Origin of the sequence: Enterobacter sp. BNK-18, assembly GCF_047456135.1 — a bacterium.
GTDB lineage: Bacteria > Pseudomonadota > Gammaproteobacteria > Enterobacterales > Enterobacteriaceae > Enterobacter > Enterobacter ludwigii.
The window spans coordinates 4,016,222-4,033,413 of sequence record NZ_CP179899.1; the positions used below are offsets into that span (position 1 = coordinate 4,016,222).

Sequence of the window (17,192 nt, forward strand, 5' to 3'; positions counted from 1 at the left end):
TCCGTTGATTTTTAAGGATTCAGGCGTGGCGTGCGCCGACAGGTAATTGTTGATTATTAGCAGGCTTAACAATCAGAGTAAGCCACACGGAGGCGAAAAGCGCTACCCCCATAAATATGTACGATGCGGACGGGCTGCCGGTTGCTCCGTTCAGGTAACCCACAAACCAGGAGCCGCAGAACGAGCCCAGCGCTCCCATACTGTTAATCAGTGCCATCGCGCCGCCTGCGACGTTACGCGGCAGCATCTCCGGGATGATCGCAAAGAACGGTCCATAAGGGGCGTACATTGCCGCACCCGCAATCACAAGCAGGGTGTAAGAGACCCAGAAATGGTTCGCGCCGACGGCCCAGGAACCAATGAAGGCAAAGGCAGCGATCAGCAGCAGCGGCCAGACAAACAGCTTACGGTTCTGCATTTTGTCCGATGCCCATGACGCAATGATCATGGCGATTGTGGCTGCGAGGTAAGGCACGGATGACAGCCAGCCCACTTCCACCATGCCAAGGTTTTCACCGGCATTGCGGAGAATCGATGGCAGCCACAGTACGAAACCGTACACGCCAATGCTCCAGGTGAAATACTGGGCGCAGAGCAGAATCACGTTACGCGAGCGGAATGCTTCACCGTAGTTACGCACCGCTTTCAGGCCTTGCTGTTCTTTATCCAGCTGCGCCTGCAGAGCGGCTTTTTCATCTTCGGAGAGCCATTTCGCCTGTGCAGGTTTGTCTTTTACCAGCATCCACCAGCAGAATGCCCAGATAACCGCCGGCACCCCTTCGATAATGAACATTTCGCGCCAGCCGAAGGACTGGATCAGGTAGCCAGAAACCACCGACATCCACAGCACGGTGACCGGGTTACCGAGGATCAGGAAAGTATTGGCTCGTGAGCGTTCGGATTTGGTAAACCAGTTGCTGATATAAATCAGCATCGCGGGCATTACCGCTGCCTCAACGACCCCAAGAATAAAGCGAATGGCCGCCAGCGCTGGAATATTATTCACCACGCCGGTCAGTGAGGCGCAGGCACCCCACAGGATCAGGCAAACGAAAATCAATTTGCGGACGCTGCGACGCTCCGCATAGATAGCGCCGGGGATCTGGAAGAAGAAGTAGCCCAGGAAGAAAAGGGCACCCAGCAACGAAGAGATACCTTTGGTGATCCCCAGGTCTTCGGTGATCCCTGCCGCGGACGCGAAACTGAAGTTGGCACGATCAAGGTACGCCAGGCTGTACGTGATAAACACGATTGGCATGATGTACCACCAGCGTTTTACTGCATTGGTCGAACTGTTCATAGGCTTGCCTCTGTTGTTGAGGTTTGTACCGCCGTTGTATGTAGGGTACACGGTGGTTTGTTTTGTTTCCCCCTGACCTACCTGAGGAGAGGGGGAGGGAAACGGAATTTATTCGTTCAGCTGCGCGCGGGTCGGTAATCCTTCACTGTCGCCCTGCACCTGGATTGCCAGCGAGCCAATTTTATTGCCCCGGGCGACGGCCTGCTGCAGCGGTTTGCCTTCCAGCAGGGCACTAATGACTCCCACGGCAAAACCATCGCCAGCGCCGACGGTATCAACCACGTTATCGACCTTCACGGCCGCGACTGCGCCTTGCTCGCCGTTAGCCGTTTTAAACCAGGCGCCATCGGCGCCGGTTTTCAGCACCACCGCTTTTACCCCTTTGTTGAGGTAAAAATCGGCAATCCCTTCAGGGGTGTTTTTACCGGTCAGGATCATGCCTTCTTTCACGCCCGGCAGAACCCAGTCAGCCTGAAACGCCAGACGGTTCAGCTTCTCGATCATTTCCGCTTCGCTTTTCCACAGCACCGGGCGCAGGTTAGGATCGAATGAGATCGTTTTCCCCTGAGCCTTCATGGTAGTTGCGGCATGATCCAGTAATGCATACGAGCTGGCAGAAAGCGCAGCCGCCACGCCGCTCAGATGCAGATGGCGTGCGGAGGCGAAATAGTGGGCGTGGTAATCCTCGACTGAGAGGTGGCTCGCCGCAGACCCTTTACGGAAATACTCCACAATGGGATCGGTTCCATTTTCGACTTTCGATTTAAGCTGGAAACCGGTCGGGAAGCGTCCATCGAGGGTGACGCCGGAAGCATCAATGCCCTCTTTTTTCAGCGAATCGAGAACGAAATGGCCAAAGCTGTCATCACCCACGCGGCTGATCCAGCCGACGTTCAGACCCAGGCGCGCCAGGCCGGTCGCGACGTTCAGCTCAGCCCCCGCCACGCGTTTGATAAAGTGCTCCACCGTACTCAGGTCGCCCGTTTCGGTGGCGACAAACATTGCCATGGCTTCGCCGATAGTGATCACATCCAGCGTCTTGTGCATGGTTTACTCCTCACGCAGCAGGTTTACGTAATGACGGGTGACGGCGGTTAAATCCGCCCCTTCCAGCGGGAACTCGATACCACGCGGGGCATCGGCGGGCAGCTGACAAAGCAGATCCAGCCAGCGCGCATCGGCCCGATCCGGCGCCACGGCGCGGAAATTTTCTTTATGCGGCACGGCGGCTTTAACGTGGATATAGCTCACTGCGGAGGCCAGATGGCGCGCGGCTTCTTCCGGGGAGTCGCCCACCCACAGCCAGTTGCCCATGTCGAACGTCAGCGTGACGGGCAGCGCCATGTCCCGGCAGGCGGCTTTGAAGCGCTGCATCGGCGCAAGCTGGCCGCAGTCGGTCTGGTCGTTTTCCACCACCAGGGCCATACCGCTTTCATCGAGCAGGGCACGCAGGGCGTGAAGCGGCTGGGTGTCGCTGAAATGACCCAGCGAGACCTTGAGCCACAGCGCATTCAGGGTACTGGCTTCGCTGAGATAACGGGGCAGGTCAGGGTTGAGGGTGCCATCGGGCATAAACAGGGCCGCAGGGGCGGAGTAGCATGCCAGCAGGCCCAGCAACTCAATGGATTCACCCAGCGCGGGCAGCGCCAGCAGCTCTTCGCTGTTGAACAACTCGCGGCGGATCTCGACGCCGTCGGCACCCGCGCCCGCAATGACGGGCAGCATTGCCCGTTGACCACCTGCCTGTCGCACCTGTTCCGCGCCATACGCGGCGGTGACCACCATGATTTTTCTGCCCATCGTCGGACTCCATCGCAATACATCAATACTATTACGCTAAATGGAACCGGTTCCAAAGAAAAGGTCAGGATGTTGAATTTATGATCGGTATCACAAGGGAAAATTAACGGGCGGTGGAGCCGCGAACAATCAACTCGCCGGAAAATACCTGCTCGCGAACGGCATCGCTGGTGCCTTCAATACGACGAACCACTTGTTCAACAGCGGCATAGCCAATCTGCCAGGTGGGTTGTTTGAGGGTGGTGATCCCGACGCCAGCCAGTTCTGCCCACTCGAGTTCGTCGAACCCCAGCAGACCGATATCGCTTCCCCAGTGCAGGCCAATGCGCTTAAGCGAGCGGGCAACCTGCAGGGTCAGCGCCCCGTTGGCAGAAATAACGGCTTTACGCATTCCGCGATGGCGGGTGTGGAACTGCCGCAGGGTATTGTCGAGCTGATCGGCTTCGTGGAGGGGCGTTTCGGCATTCTCGGCAATCACGCCGGGGTAACGCTCCAGCGTGGCACGAAACGCGCTCAGTCGCTCACGACGGGTGTTGACCATGCCCAGAGGTTCGCTCAGAAACAGGATGGCTTCAAAGCCCTGTTCAATCAGATGCTCAGTGGCGGTTGTCGCCGCCTGAGTGTTATCCAGCCCGACGACATCGCAGGCGAATTCCGGAATTTTGCGGTCGATGAGAACCATCGGCAGGGAGGATTGCTGCAGGCGGTTTAAGCCCTCTTCACGCATGCCCACGGCATTCACCACAATCCCTTCGACCTGATAGCTGCGCAGCAAATCCAGGTAATGCAGCTCCTGATCGACTTCGTTGTTGGTGTTACAGACCAGCGGCGTAAAGCCCTTTTCGCGACAGGCGGCTTCAATTCCGCTCAATACGTTAACGGAGTAGGGATTGGTGATATCGGCGATGATAAGCCCGATAAGACGGGTACGACCCCGTTTGAGCCCGCGCGCCATAAGACTCGGGCGGTAGTCGAGATCGGCAATGGCCTGTTCAATACGAGCGAGCAACGCATCGGACAACAGGTGTTTCTCGCCGTTGAGGTAGCGTGAAATGCTGGTTTTACCGGTTTTGGCGGCTTTCGCCACGTCGCTGATTGTGGCCCGTGTTGGTTTGCTCATCGCTGAATTCCCTGAAGTGAGTGAGAACACCTTAGCGGGAAAATTAGCGATGGCAAGCGGTTCATGCCGACGTGGCGGCATGATGCCCTTATCCCCCTCTCCCCCTGGAAGAGGGGGGCAGCCCTTACTGAATTGGGCTTAAGGTAATCTCAACGCGACGGTTCTGCGCTTTGCCTTCCGCCGTGCTGTTGCTGGCGATAGGGTTTGCAGGGCCCATGCCGCTGGTGCGGATGCGGTTTGCTGCAACGCCCTGCGTGATCAGCGAGCTGGCCACAGAATCGGCACGCTGCTGAGACAGGCGCATATTCAGATCCTGGCTGCCGGTGCTGTCGGTATAACCGATCACATTCACCGCGGTCTTGTTGTACTCTTTCAGCACCATTGCCACGCCGGTCAGGGTATTCGCCCCTGCAGGTTTCAGCGTTGCGCTGCTGCTGTCGAAGGTGACGTTGTTTGGCATATTCAGGATGATGTTATCGCCGCTGCGCGTCACGCTCACGCCGGTGCCTTTCATTTTGTCGCGCAGTTTTGCTTCCTGCACATCCATGTAATAACCCACGCCGCCGCCCAGGGCTGCACCTGCCGCTGCGCCAATTAACGCGCCTTTGCCGCGGTCTTTCTTGGAGGAGGAGAGTGCGCCCACACCAGCCCCTACCAGCGAGCCGAGACCCGCGCCGATGCCGGATTTACCTGCTTCGCTTTCACCGGTGTAAGGGTTTGTTGTGCAGCCAGAAACAGCCAGTGCACCGCTCACCAGAGCGGCAATAACGAATACGCGTTTTTTCATCTTATTTCCTTAATCCTTTTTATTCTTTGCCACGACGCGCGTGGCAGTTGATTATGACGTCCAGATACGGAGAAAATTCCGGGTATAACTCTGAAATTTGTGACAAACCATAAACTGCCTCACTAAGAAGGCCGTAAAACCTGCACGCAACCAGGAGCGCACGCTTGAGCACCTCAACAAAAACGATTCTGACCGCCGCCCACTGGGGGCCGATGCTGGTCGAAACCGATGGCGAAAATGTTCTGTCGTCTCGCGGGGCATTGCCAACGCAACATCCCAACTCTTTACAGACCGTCGTTCGCGATCAGGTGCACAGCAAAACGCGCGTGCGCTGGCCGATGGTGCGTAAAGGATTTCTGACGTCGCCAGACAAGCCGCAGGGGATTCGTGGTCAGGATGAGTTTGTCCGGGTGAGCTGGGATGACGCGCTGGCGCTGATCCATGCGCAGCACAAACGTATTCGCGACACGTATGGCCCGTCGTCCATTTTTGCCGGATCTTACGGCTGGCGTTCAAACGGCGTGCTGCATAAGGCTTCGACGTTACTGCAGCGCTATATGAGTCTGGCCGGGGGGTATACCGGCCATCTTGGGGATTACTCCACCGGCGCAGCGCAGGCGATCATGCCCTACGTGGTGGGCGGTAACGAAGTGTATCAGCAGCAGACCAGCTGGCCGCTGGTGCTGGAGCACACCGATGTGGTGGTGCTGTGGAGTGCCAACCCGCTCAACACCCTGAAAATCGCGTGGAATGCCAGTGACGAGCAGGGGATCCCGTATTTCGATGCGCTGCGTAAAAGCGGCAAGCGCATCATCTGCATTGACCCGATGCGCTCGGAAACCATGGACTTCTTCGGCGACAGCGCCGAGTGGATTGCCCCGCATATGGGCACCGACGTGGCGATGATGCTGGGCATTGCCCATACGCTGGTGGAGAACGGCTGGCACGATACCGGGTTCCTCGCACGCTGTACCACCGGTTTTGACAACTTCGCCGACTATCTGACGGGCAATACAGACGGTATGGCCAAAACGGCAGAGTGGGCGGCAGAGATTTGTGGGGTTCCTGCGGCCAAACTGCGTGAACTGGCGGCGTTATTCCACCAAAACACCACGATGTTAATGTCCGGATGGGGGATGCAGCGCCAGCAGTTCGGTGAGCAGAAGCACTGGATGCTCGTGACGCTGGCCGCCATGCTCGGGCAAATTGGTACGCCGGGCGGTGGGTTTGGTCTCTCTTATCACTTCGCCAATGGCGGCAACCCGACCCGCAAAGCAGCAGTGCTGGCTTCTCTGCAGGGCTCGGTTCAGGGCGGTGTGGATGCCGTGGATAAAATCCCGGTGGCGCGCATTGTTGAAGCCCTGGAAAACCCGGGCGGGTTTTATCAGCACAACGGTCTGGATCGCCACTTTCCGGATATCCGGTTTGTCTGGTGGGCCGGCGGCGCGAACTTTACTCATCACCAGGACACGAATCGCCTGATCCGCGCCTGGCAGAAGCCAGAACTGGTGGTTATCTCAGAATGCTTCTGGACCGCCTCAGCCAAACATGCCGATATTGTGCTGCCGGCGACCACCTCGTTTGAGCGTAACGACCTCACCATGACCGGTGACTACAGCAATCAGCATATGGTACCGATGAAGCGCGTCGTGGCGCCGCGTGATGAGGCGCGTGATGATTTTGAGGTGTTTGCTGAGCTGAGCGAGTTGTGGGAAACGGGGGGGCGCGAGCGTTTTACCGAGGGCAAAACGGATTTGCAGTGGCTGGAGACGTTCTACCAGATTGCAGGTCAGCGCGGGGCCCAGCAGGGCGTGACGCTGCCGCCATTTGCGCAGTTCTGGGAAGCGAACCAGATTATTGAGATGCCGGAGAGCGAACAGAATGCGCAGTTTGTTCGCTTCGCCGATTTCCGCCGCGACCCGGAGAACCATCCGCTGAAAACCGAGAGCGGGAAGATTGTGATCTACAGCGAGCGTATCGCCCAATTTAAGTATGCCGACTGTCCGGCGCATCCAACGTGGCTTGAGCCGGACGAGTGGCACGGTAATGCCCAGCCGGAACAGCTGCAGGTGTTATCGGCCCATCCTGCCCATCGCCTGCACAGCCAGCTTAACTATTCATCACTGCGCGAGCGGTATGCGGTTGCCGGACGGGAGCCCGTGACCCTGAACAGCGCAGATGCACGCGCGCGTGGGATCGTTGACGGTGACGTGGTTCGCGTCTGGAATCAGCGTGGCCAGGTGCTGGCAGGGGCGGTGGTGAGCGACGGGATTAAACCTGGCGTTATCTGCATTCACCAGGGGGCATGGCCAGACCTGGAGCCGAGCGAAGGCGGTATTTGTAAAAACGGTGCAGTAAACGTTCTGACCAAAGATCTCCCCAGCTCGAAGCTGGGGAATGGCTGCGCGGGGAACACGGCGCTGGCCTGGGTCGAGAAATATCAGGGACCCGAGCTTACGCTCACGGCGTTTGATCCGCCTGCCAGCTCATGATCCACGTTGGGTGCTGAGTGTCATCCTGCCAGGCGCTGTCTTCAATGCGAAAACCCTGTGCATGATAGAAATTCACCGCCCGGACATTTTTCTGGTAGACCTCCAGGCTTAAATACGGGAAGCGCTGTTGAACATGGTTCAGCAGCGCACGCCCAATCCCCCGACCAATAAAGTCAGTTGAGACAAACAGCGCGCCCACAAACTGGGACTGCATGACGCTGATAAAGCCGCGCAGCATTCCATTTTCTTCCCATACCCAGGTTTCGGCGGCGGGCAGGTAAACATCCCGCACCATACCTTCGTTCTCTTTCCAGTAGCTCGCGCTGATAAACGGGTGCGCCTCCGTGGTGCTTTCAAGCCACAGACTCAGGAGTGGCCCGGCATTATCACTTTCCCATTTGCGGATCATGGTGCCTCCCTGGATGACAGACGCAGCCGGTAACGTGGTCGTTGACCAGGCCACAGGCCTGCATAAAGGCGTAACAGATGGTGGAGCCGACAAATTTAAAGCCGCGTTTTTTCAGCGCTTTAGAGAGCGCATCCGACGCCGGGGTGGAGGCCGGGATTTCCGCGAGCGTGGCGGCCTGGGTAATTTGCGGCGTATTGTTCACAAACGTCCAGACAAATTCTGAGAACGGTTCTCCGTTTTGCTCCATCGCCAGATAAGCGCGCGCGTTACCAATGATGGCCTGGATCTTACCGCGATGGCGGATGATGCCTGCATCCTGGACCAGCCGTTCCACATCGTCCTCGGTCATGGCAGCGACGGCGACCGGATCGAACTGATGGAAGGCATTACGATAGTTTTCCCGTTTCTTAAGCACCGTAATCCATGACAAGCCCGCCTGTTGACCTTCCAGGCAGATCATCTCAAAAAGCTTTTTCCCTTCTGTCTCCGGTACGCCCCATTCCCGATCGTGATAGTCGATATAAAGCTGATCCTGGCTTACCCAACCGCAACGCTGCATCGGTTATCTCCCTTAATGAACGGTTATCGCAAAATTTTCATTCTGTCAGGCTTGACGTGTCTACTATAAAGACAATAGTTAATACAGGGCCATATGCCCGCAAAACTCTTCCTAAACAATGACAAATATCGCCGAATTCGGCTCTCTCTGGAGTCGCTTTGATGATGATAAAAAAAATCAGTGGTCGCCATGCTGTTTCTGGCCTGGCGGGGATTTCAGCCTGTCTGTTTTTTTGTAATACAGCATTTGCCTGGCAACAGGAATATATCGTTTCAGACGCCCAAAGTAATACGGCTGAACGCTATACATGGGATGCGGATCACCAACCGCGTTATGAGGATATTCTCGCCGAGCGGATTCAGTCATCACAAAATGCCCCCGGGCTTGCCCTGAATTTACCGTCGGGTTCCACGCCGGCAGGGGCCATGAGCGTGGGCTGGAACATTCCGGTGTCAGGGCGTATCACGACCGGTCCGGTGATGGCATGGCGTTATGACGGCACGGCACCGATGATGATCAACGAATTTGGTGACAGCGCGACGACGCAGGGGCTTACCGACCCACTCTGGCATGCCAACGTCAGCACGCTCGGCTGGCGCGTGGATACACAGTACGGCGAGCTTCGCCCGTGGGCGCAGATAAGCTATAACCAGCAGTTTGGTGAAAACCAGTGGAAATCCCAGTTTGGGATGCCACAGACGCCGGCACCGGCACAAAGCGGCAACTGGATGGATGTAACCGTCGGAACGGATATTCCGTTTAACACGCATATGGCGGCCTATGCGTCGTTAGCACAAGGGGAATACACCACCACGGGTGAGGAGTTTATGTACACCCTTGGCGTGAGCGCTAATTTTTAAGGTTGTTACTTTTTTAAACGTGCCGATAACATCCTCAATACAATAGCCGTGGGGGTTGTAGCGATAGCAGTCACTAACACGCTGTCGCTTCATTCCCCGGCAAGGTCATTCATTCCCGATTTATGGCATTTCATTCCATTCCTCCTGCATTTCATGCCGTTTTACCCCAGGCATATTAAGGTTTTGTTTATCGTTGTCCTCAGCGAATTCCCTTACTTTCTCTTGCAGGACAACTGCCATGAACACATCAACTTACAACCGTACGCGCTGGCTAACGCTTTTTGGCACCATCGTGACCCAGTTTGCGCTGGGGTCGGTCTATACCTGGAGCCTGTTTAACAGTGCGCTTTCCGATAAGCTTGGTGCACCGGTCAGCCAGGTGGCGTTCTCCTTCGGCTTGCTGAGCCTCGGGCTGGCACTTTCATCTTCCGTCGCGGGAAAATTGCAGGAGCGATTCGGCGTGAAGCGGGTGACGATGGCATCCGGTATCCTGCTGGGCGTGGGCTTTTTCCTGACGGCGCATTCCAGCAGCCTGATGATGCTGTGGCTGAGCGCCGGGGTGCTGGTAGGACTTGCCGACGGTGCAGGTTATCTGCTGACTCTGTCAAACTGTGTCAAGTGGTTCCCGGAACGTAAAGGTTTAATCTCTGCGTTTGCCATCGGGTCCTATGGCCTGGGGAGCCTCGGTTTTAAATTTATTGATTCCCACCTGCTTGCTTCCGTGGGGCTCGAAAAAACGTTCATGATCTGGGGCGCTATCGTTCTGGTCATGATCCTGTTCGGCGCCACGCTGATGAAAGATGCGCCGCAGCAGGAAGTGAAAACCGTTAACGGTGTGGTGGAGAATGATTTCACCCTCGCGCAGTCTATGCGTCAACCACAGTACTGGATGCTGGCGGTCATGTTTCTGACAGCCTGCATGAGCGGTCTGTATGTGATTGGGGTGGCGAAAGATATTGCTCAGGGAATGGTGAAACTGGATGCGGCAACAGCGGCGAATGCGGTCACCGTCATCTCCATTGCCAACCTCTCTGGCCGTCTGGTGCTCGGGATTCTGTCTGACAAAATTGCCCGTATCCGCGTGATTACCATCGGGCAGGTTGTCTCGCTGGTGGGGATGGCGGCGCTGTTGTTTGCCCCACTGAACGAAGCCACGTTCTTCGCCGCAATTGCCTGTGTGGCCTTTAATTTCGGCGGCACGATTACCGTCTTCCCGTCGCTGGTCAGTGAGTTCTTCGGCCTGAACAATCTGGCGAAAAACTACGGCGTTATCTATCTGGGCTTTGGCATCGGCAGTATCTGCGGCTCGTTAATCGCCTCGCTGTTCGGTGGGTTCTATGTGACCTTCTGCGTGATATTTGCTTTGCTGATAATCTCGCTGGCCTTGTCGACCACCATTCGCCAGCCGCAGCGTGAAGTCTTTAACGAAGCGCATGCCTGATTATCGCTAAGAGGCCTTTACGGCCTCTTTTTTATGGTCGTCCAAAGTATGCCTGGTCGTGTTAATTTGTAAAAAAATGCACCGATCACATTCTCTGCTGCCACTTTTCTCTCCCGCTGTGGTCTACTTAACGCGCTTGTAGACGTTTCTGATAACGGTTTCTTACGCACTTACTTACTCTGTCTGCTTTCTCATCGAGATTAAGCGGGTCTCTATACCCCTTTCCCCAGGGTTGTTTGCATGAAATACATTAGGTCTCTTACCCAGCAAAGATTGTGTCTGATGCTGGCTGTCTATATCGGTTTATTTCTGAATGGCGCGGTGTTGTTCAGAAGAGTGGAAGGTTATTTAGAACATCTCACCGTAAGAAATGGAATTTTTGCCGCAATTGAAGTGTTCGGTTCCGTTCTCGCCACATTCTTCCTGTTACGCCTGCTCTCACTCTTCGGCCGACGCACCTGGCAAATTTTGGCCTCACTGGTGGTAATTATTTCCGCCGCTGCCAGTTATTACATGACCTTTATGAATGTCGTTATTGGCTACGGCATCGTCGCGTCGGTAATGACAACGGATATCGACCTCTCGAAAGAGGTGGTTGGAAAAGGGTTTATCGTCTGGACGGTATTAACCTGCCTGATCCCGCTCTTCTTTATCTGGAGTAATACCTGCCGCTATACGTTGCTGCGCCAGCTCCGCACCCGTGGGCAGCGAATCAGGAATATCGCCGTCGTTATCCTGGCGGCCTTGCTGGTATGGGCACCCATCCGCTTGATGGAAAAACAGCAAAAACGAATCGAAAAAGCGACGGGCGTGGATATGCCAAGCTATGGCGGCGTGGTAGCAAACTCCTACCTGCCCTCCAACTGGATTTCAGCGCTGGGTCTTTATGCCTGGGCGCAGGCGGATGAATCAAGTGATGTGAAATCGCTCATCAACCCAATGAAAAAATTCAGTTACGAAGCGCCGGGTAACCAACTCGATGATACCTATGTTGTCTTTGTTATTGGTGAAACGACGCGCTGGGATCATATGGGCATCCTCGGTTATGACCGGGATACCACGCCAAAACTGGCGCAGGAAAAGAACCTGGTGGCTTACCGGGGGTATTCTTGCGATACCGCAACCAAGCTCTCGCTGCGTTGTATGTTTGTTCGTGAAGGCGGTGCCAGTGATAACCCACAGCGTACCCTGAAAGAGCAGAACGTATTTGCGGTACTGAAGCAGCTCGGTTTCAGCTCCGATTTATTCGCGATGCAAAGTGAGATGTGGTTCTACACCAACACGCTGGCGGACAACATCTCGTATCGCGAGCAGATTGGCGCCGAACCACGTAACCGCGGCAAGAACGTGGATGACATGTTGCTCCTTGAGGAGATGTCACAGTCCCTGAAGAGCCATCCGCAGGGTAAACATCTGGTTATCCTGCATACTAAAGGCTCCCATTACAGCTATTACCAACGTTACACGCGTGATTTTGCGAAGTGGCAGCCGGAGTGTGTAGGTATCAATAAAGACTGCAGCAAGCAGGAACTGATCAATGCCTATGATAACTCGGTTCTGTATGTGGATACGTTCCTGAGCCGGGTGATTGACCAGCTTCGTGATAAGAAAGCGATTGTTATTTATGCTGCTGACCACGGAGAGTCAATCAACGAGAAAGAGCATTTGCACGGTACGCCGCGCAAGCTGGCACCGCCTGAGCAATTCCGTGTACCGATGATCATGTGGATGTCGGACAAGTACCTGGAAGACCCGGAGAAAGCGAAGATGTTTGCCCACCTGAAAAAAGAGGCAGACATGAAGGTGCCGCGTCGTCATGTTGAGCTGTACGACACCATTTTGGGTTGCCTGGGTTATACCTCTCCTGACGGCGGTATCAACGAAAATAACAACTGGTGCAAACTCCCTGATAGCAAGGCGAAAGCCGCGCAGTAACGCGTCTGGCGAGAATATCGCCAGTTGAAGGGCTTTTTTAATTTAAGGGATTGACGGGGGCGCACCTCAGCAGTAAGATGCGCTCCGCATTCGGCGAGTAGCGCAGCTTGGTAGCGCAACTGGTTTGGGACCAGTGGGTCGGAGGTTCGAATCCTCTCTCGCCGACCACATTTAAAGAAGGGCTAACCGCAAGGTTAGCCCTTTTTGCATTAGCAGCTTACTCATCCTGATTCACCAAAACGCACCTTATCCCGCCTTCTTCCTGTCTGTTAACGATTTTGTGACATAATCCATTGTATTTTTTTATATATAGATTGATCTTTTTTCGCGTTGCTTATGGATAACCTCAGCATTTTTCGCTGTGCGTTTTAACGTTCGCGGTATTTAGTGCTCAGATAATCACCGTTCTGCAAGAAAATTTACCCGATCTGAATAAAAGTTAATCACTGATTGTTGCGAAATATGAAGATAATTGTGCTGCAACATAGCGAGTAGCATAAATTTCCCTGCTGAAAACTGGCATACATAGTTTTTTTAATCTTTGTTTGCGGTTTCTCACACTCAGCGTAAATCCCCGTCACCTGTATTGACGTTTTCACATTCTGTTGACAGATTGTAGGGCATGAGGGGCATTTCAGGGACGATCTGCGCTGCAACTCAAACGCTCTTCTGAAAGGATTCTCCATCCCTTAAACGCCTTCGGGCATCACCGACCGGACCGGGTAAAAAATAAATAAAGGTCTGGCGGCGTAACACAACAAAGCAAAACATCACATTGGAGCAGAATAATGAGTATTTCCTTGAAGAAGTCAGGGATGCTGAAGCTTGGTCTGAGCCTGGTGGCTATGACCGTGGCAGCAAGCGTACAGGCAAAAACCCTGGTTTACTGTTCTGAAGGCTCGCCGGAAGGCTTTAACCCACAGCTCTTTACCTCTGGTACGACTTACGACGCAAGCTCTGTGCCTATCTATAACCGTCTGGTTGAATTCAAAACCGGTACCACGGAAGTGATCCCAGGTCTGGCGGAGAAGTGGGACGTCAGCGAAGACGGTAAGACCTATACCTTCCACCTGCGCCAGGGCGTGAAGTGGCAGGACAACAAAGAATTCAAACCAACGCGCGATTTTAACGCCGATGACGTTGTGTTCTCCTTCGACCGTCAGAAAAACGCTCAGAACCCGTATCACAAAGTGTCTGGCGGCAGCTATGAATACTTCGAAGGGATGGGCCTGCAGGACCTGATCGCTGAAGTGAAAAAAGTGGACGATAAAACCGTTCAGTTCGTGCTGACGCGTCCGGAAGCACCATTCCTGGCTGACCTGGCCATGGACTTCGCCTCTATTCTGTCTAAAGAGTACGCGGACAACATGCTGAAAGCCGGCACCCCGGAAAAAGTGGACCTGAACCCAATCGGTACCGGTCCGTTCCAGCTTCTGCAGTACCAGAAAGATTCCCGTATTCTGTATAAAGCCTTCCCGGGCTTCTGGGGCACCAAGCCGCAGATCGACCGTCTGGTCTTCTCCATCACGCCTGATGCTTCTGTGCGTTACGCAAAACTGCAGAAAAACGAATGCCAGGTCATGCCATACCCGAACCCGGCTGACATCGCGCGCATGAAGCAGGATAAAAACATCAACCTGCTGGAGCAGGCTGGTCTGAACGTGGGTTACCTCTCCTTCAACACCGAGAAGAAACCGTTTGATGACGTGAAAGTCCGTCAGGCGCTGACCTATGCGGTGAATAAAGAAGCGATCATTAAAGCGGTCTATCAGGGCGCGGGTGTTGCCGCCAAGAACCTGATCCCACCAACCATGTGGGGCTATAACGACGACGTTAAAGACTACACCTACGATCCTGAGAAAGCGAAAGCGCTGCTGAAAGAAGCAGGCCAGGAGAAAGGCTTTACCGTTGAGCTGTGGGCGATGCCAGTACAGCGTCCGTATAACCCGAACGCACGCCGTATGGCTGAAATGGTTCAGGCTGACTGGGCTAAAGTGGGCGTTCAGGCCAAGATTGTGACCTACGAGTGGGGCGAGTATCTGAAGCGTGCCAAAGCGGGTGAGCATCAGGCGGTGATGATGGGCTGGACCGGTGACAATGGGGATCCGGACAACTTCTTCGCTACCCTGTTCAGCTGTGCTGCTGCGAAAGACGGTTCTAACTACTCTCGCTGGTGCTATAAGCCGTTTGAAGACCTGATCCAGCCGGCGCGTGCGACCGACGATCACAACAAACGTATCGAGCTGTACAAACAGGCTCAGGTTGTGATGCACGATCAGGCTCCGGCTCTGATTGTGGCTCACTCCACCGTGTACGAACCAGTGCGTAAAGAAGTGAAGGGCTACGTGGTTGATCCACTGGGCAAACACCACTTCGAAAACGTCTCTGTTGAATAATAAGTAGGGTGTTCTCCCTCTCCTTTACGGAGAGGGCAGGGGTGAGGGCGTGCATGCATTCCCTCACCCTAATCCTCTCCTGAAGAGAGAGGGAATTTACATTTGTGAGCAATACAGACGTCACGCCAACTGGTTGTACGTCATCAGAGAGAATCCGGGTTATGTTGCAGTTCATCCTCCGACGTCTGGGACTTGTTATCCCCACGTTTATCGGTATCACCCTTCTCACTTTTGCCTTCGTCCATATGATCCCCGGCGACCCGGTAATGATTATGGCGGGCGAGCGTGGTATTTCACCTGAACGTCATGCACAGCTGCTGGCTGAGCTTGGCCTGAACAAACCACTGTGGCAGCAATACCTCAACTATATCTGGGGCGTGTTGCACGGTGATTTAGGGATTTCGCTGAAAAGCCGTCTTCCGGTGTGGGACGAGTTCGTGCCGCGTTTTAAAGCGACACTGGAGCTTGGTGTCTGTGCCATGATTTTCGCCACTGCGGTGGGTATCCCTGTTGGGGTCCTGGCTGCCGTGAAACGTGGCTCTATTTTCGACCATACGGCTGTTGGCCTGGCGCTGACGGGTTACTCCATGCCTATCTTCTGGTGGGGCATGATGCTGATCATGCTGGTCTCGGTGCAGCTAAACCTGACGCCGGTCTCCGGACGCGTCAGTGATATGGTCTTCCTGGATGATACGAATCCTCTGACCGGTTTTATGCTGATCGATACGGCTATCTGGGGCGAAGAGGGTAATTTCATTGATGCGGTGGCACATATGATCCTGCCTGCGATGGTGCTCGGCACCATTCCTCTGGCGGTAATCGTGCGTATGACCCGTTCTTCAATGCTGGAAGTGTTGGGTGAGGATTACATTCGCACCGCACGCGCCAAAGGTCTGACGCGTATGCGCGTCATTATCGTTCACGCCCTGCGTAACGCCATGCTGCCGGTGGTGACCGTTATTGGTCTGCAGGTGGGGACGTTGCTGGCGGGGGCGATCCTGACCGAAACCATCTTCTCCTGGCCGGGCCTCGGACGCTGGCTGATTGACGCACTGCAACGCCGTGATTATCCGGTAGTGCAGGGCGGGGTATTGCTGGTCGCGACGATGATTATTCTCGTCAACCTGCTGGTCGATTTGCTCTACGGCGTGGTGAACCCGCGTATTCGTCATAAGAAGTAAGGGGCCATCATGTCACACGTTTCTGAAAATAAAGTGGTTACTGCACCGGTTCCCATGACGCCGCTGCAGGAATTCTGGCACTACTTCAAGCGCAACAAAGGCGCGGTGGTGGGGCTGGTTTATGTCTCTGTCATGATCTTGATTGCGGTGTTTGCCAACGTGCTTGCACCGTATAACCCGGCGGATCAGTTCCGTGATGCGTTGCTGGCACCGCCAGCATGGCAGGACGGCGGTAGCCTGTCGCACCTGCTGGGTACCGATGACGTGGGCCGCGATGTGCTGTCGCGTCTGATGTACGGTGCGCGTCTGTCGCTGCTGGTCGGCTGCCTGGTGGTCGTGTTGTCGCTGGTTATGGGGATCGTACTCGGTCTGGTTGCCGGCTACTTCGGCGGCATTATCGATAACATCATCATGCGTATCGTCGACATCATGCTGGCGCTGCCCAGCTTGCTGTTGGCGCTGGTACTGGTGGCGATTTTTGGTCCGTCGATCAGTAACGCCGCGCTGGCATTAACCTTCGTGGCGCTTCCCCACTATGTGCGACTCACACGTGCGGCGGTGCTGGTGGAAGTAAACCGCGACTACGTAACGGCCTCCCGCGTGGCGGGTGCTGGCGCGATGCGTCAAATGTTCGTCAACATCTTCCCGAACTGCCTGGCGCCGCTGATTGTTCAGGCGTCGCTCGGTTTCTCTAACGCCATTCTTGATATGGCCGCTCTTGGCTTCCTGGGCATGGGTGCGCAGCCGCCAACACCGGAGTGGGGCACCATGCTCTCCGATGTGTTGCAGTTCGCCCAAAGCGCCTGGTGGGTTGTGACCTTCCCGGGTCTGGCAATCCTGCTGACGGTGCTGGCATTTAACCTGATGGGTGATGGCCTGCGTGATGCACTTGATCCCAAACTGAAGCAGTAA

14 protein-coding genes and 1 tRNA gene are annotated in these 17,192 nt (G+C 55.0%); 8 read left to right on the forward strand and 7 right to left on the reverse strand.

Features of this window, described 5'->3' with window-relative positions:
* Positions 1-19 precede the first annotated feature (19 nt).
* From ACMGG3_RS19325 to ACMGG3_RS19345, 5 genes are all read right to left on the reverse strand, one after another.
* Positions 20-1,300, reverse strand: coding sequence for an MFS transporter (locus ACMGG3_RS19325; protein WP_020882640.1), 1,281 nt, complete (start codon positions 1,298-1,300; stop codon positions 20-22).
* Between the two features lie 108 nt (positions 1,301-1,408).
* Entirely contained in the window at positions 1,409-2,347 is a 939-nt protein-coding gene (locus tag ACMGG3_RS19330; protein WP_414149386.1) for a sugar kinase, read from the reverse strand.
* A 3-nt stretch (positions 2,348-2,350) separates the two neighbouring features.
* Positions 2,351-3,100, reverse strand: coding sequence for a sugar phosphate isomerase/epimerase family protein (locus tag ACMGG3_RS19335; protein WP_032679355.1), 750 nt, complete (start codon positions 3,098-3,100; stop codon positions 2,351-2,353).
* Positions 3,101-3,203: 103 nt separating this feature from the next.
* The gene (locus ACMGG3_RS19340) at positions 3,204-4,220 is read right to left on the reverse strand and encodes a LacI family DNA-binding transcriptional regulator (RefSeq protein WP_032679356.1); all 1,017 of its coding nucleotides are present in this window, start codon (positions 4,218-4,220) and stop codon (positions 3,204-3,206) included.
* A gap of 124 nt (positions 4,221-4,344) precedes the next feature.
* Positions 4,345-5,007, reverse strand: a complete 663-nt coding sequence (locus ACMGG3_RS19345; protein WP_014168137.1) for an OmpA family lipoprotein — start codon at positions 5,005-5,007, stop codon at positions 4,345-4,347.
* Positions 5,008-5,219: 212 nt separating this feature from the next.
* Between ACMGG3_RS19345 and ACMGG3_RS19350 the strand changes: the two genes are divergently transcribed.
* Entirely contained in the window at positions 5,220-7,499 is a 2,280-nt protein-coding gene (locus ACMGG3_RS19350) for a molybdopterin guanine dinucleotide-containing S/N-oxide reductase (protein WP_414149924.1), read from the forward strand.
* On the opposite strand, the gene ACMGG3_RS19355 is transcribed toward ACMGG3_RS19350, so the two are convergent.
* Positions 7,468-7,908: an N-acetyltransferase gene (locus tag ACMGG3_RS19355; protein ID WP_014168139.1), complete on the reverse strand. Its 441-nt coding sequence runs from the start codon at positions 7,906-7,908 to the stop codon at positions 7,468-7,470. The genes ACMGG3_RS19350 and ACMGG3_RS19355 overlap by 32 nt on opposite strands.
* Entirely contained in the window at positions 7,886-8,467 is a 582-nt protein-coding gene (tag, locus tag ACMGG3_RS19360; protein ID WP_014168140.1) for a DNA-3-methyladenine glycosylase I, read from the reverse strand. Before tag ends, ACMGG3_RS19355 begins: the two co-directional genes overlap by 23 nt.
* Before the next feature lie 161 nt (positions 8,468-8,628).
* Between tag and ACMGG3_RS19365 the strand changes: the two genes are divergently transcribed.
* The 7 genes from ACMGG3_RS19365 (at position 8,629) to dppC (ending at position 17,192) form a co-directional block, all read left to right on the forward strand.
* A complete protein-coding gene (locus ACMGG3_RS19365) occupies positions 8,629-9,327 on the forward strand; it encodes an autotransporter domain-containing protein (protein ID WP_148576876.1) in 699 nt (232 codons plus the stop codon).
* A gap of 238 nt (positions 9,328-9,565) precedes the next feature.
* Positions 9,566-10,768 (forward strand): MFS transporter, encoded by a 1,203-nt coding sequence (locus ACMGG3_RS19370; RefSeq protein ID WP_040018427.1) that lies wholly within the window; start codon positions 9,566-9,568, stop codon positions 10,766-10,768.
* Between the two features lie 240 nt (positions 10,769-11,008).
* Positions 11,009-12,703 (forward strand): kdo(2)-lipid A phosphoethanolamine 7''-transferase, encoded by a 1,695-nt coding sequence (eptB, locus tag ACMGG3_RS19375; RefSeq protein WP_014168144.1) that lies wholly within the window; start codon positions 11,009-11,011, stop codon positions 12,701-12,703.
* A gap of 91 nt (positions 12,704-12,794) precedes the next feature.
* Positions 12,795-12,871: transfer RNA gene (locus ACMGG3_RS19380), tRNA-Pro, on the forward strand.
* A gap of 620 nt (positions 12,872-13,491) precedes the next feature.
* Positions 13,492-15,099, forward strand: coding sequence for a dipeptide ABC transporter periplasmic-binding protein DppA (gene dppA / locus ACMGG3_RS19385; protein WP_014168145.1), 1,608 nt, complete (start codon positions 13,492-13,494; stop codon positions 15,097-15,099).
* A 161-nt stretch (positions 15,100-15,260) separates the two neighbouring features.
* A complete protein-coding gene (dppB, locus tag ACMGG3_RS19390; protein ID WP_020882632.1) occupies positions 15,261-16,280 on the forward strand; it encodes a dipeptide ABC transporter permease DppB in 1,020 nt (339 codons plus the stop codon).
* A 9-nt stretch (positions 16,281-16,289) separates the two neighbouring features.
* On the forward strand, positions 16,290-17,192 hold the full coding sequence (gene dppC, locus ACMGG3_RS19395) for a dipeptide ABC transporter permease DppC (RefSeq protein ID WP_014168147.1): 903 nt from the start codon (positions 16,290-16,292) through the stop codon (positions 17,190-17,192).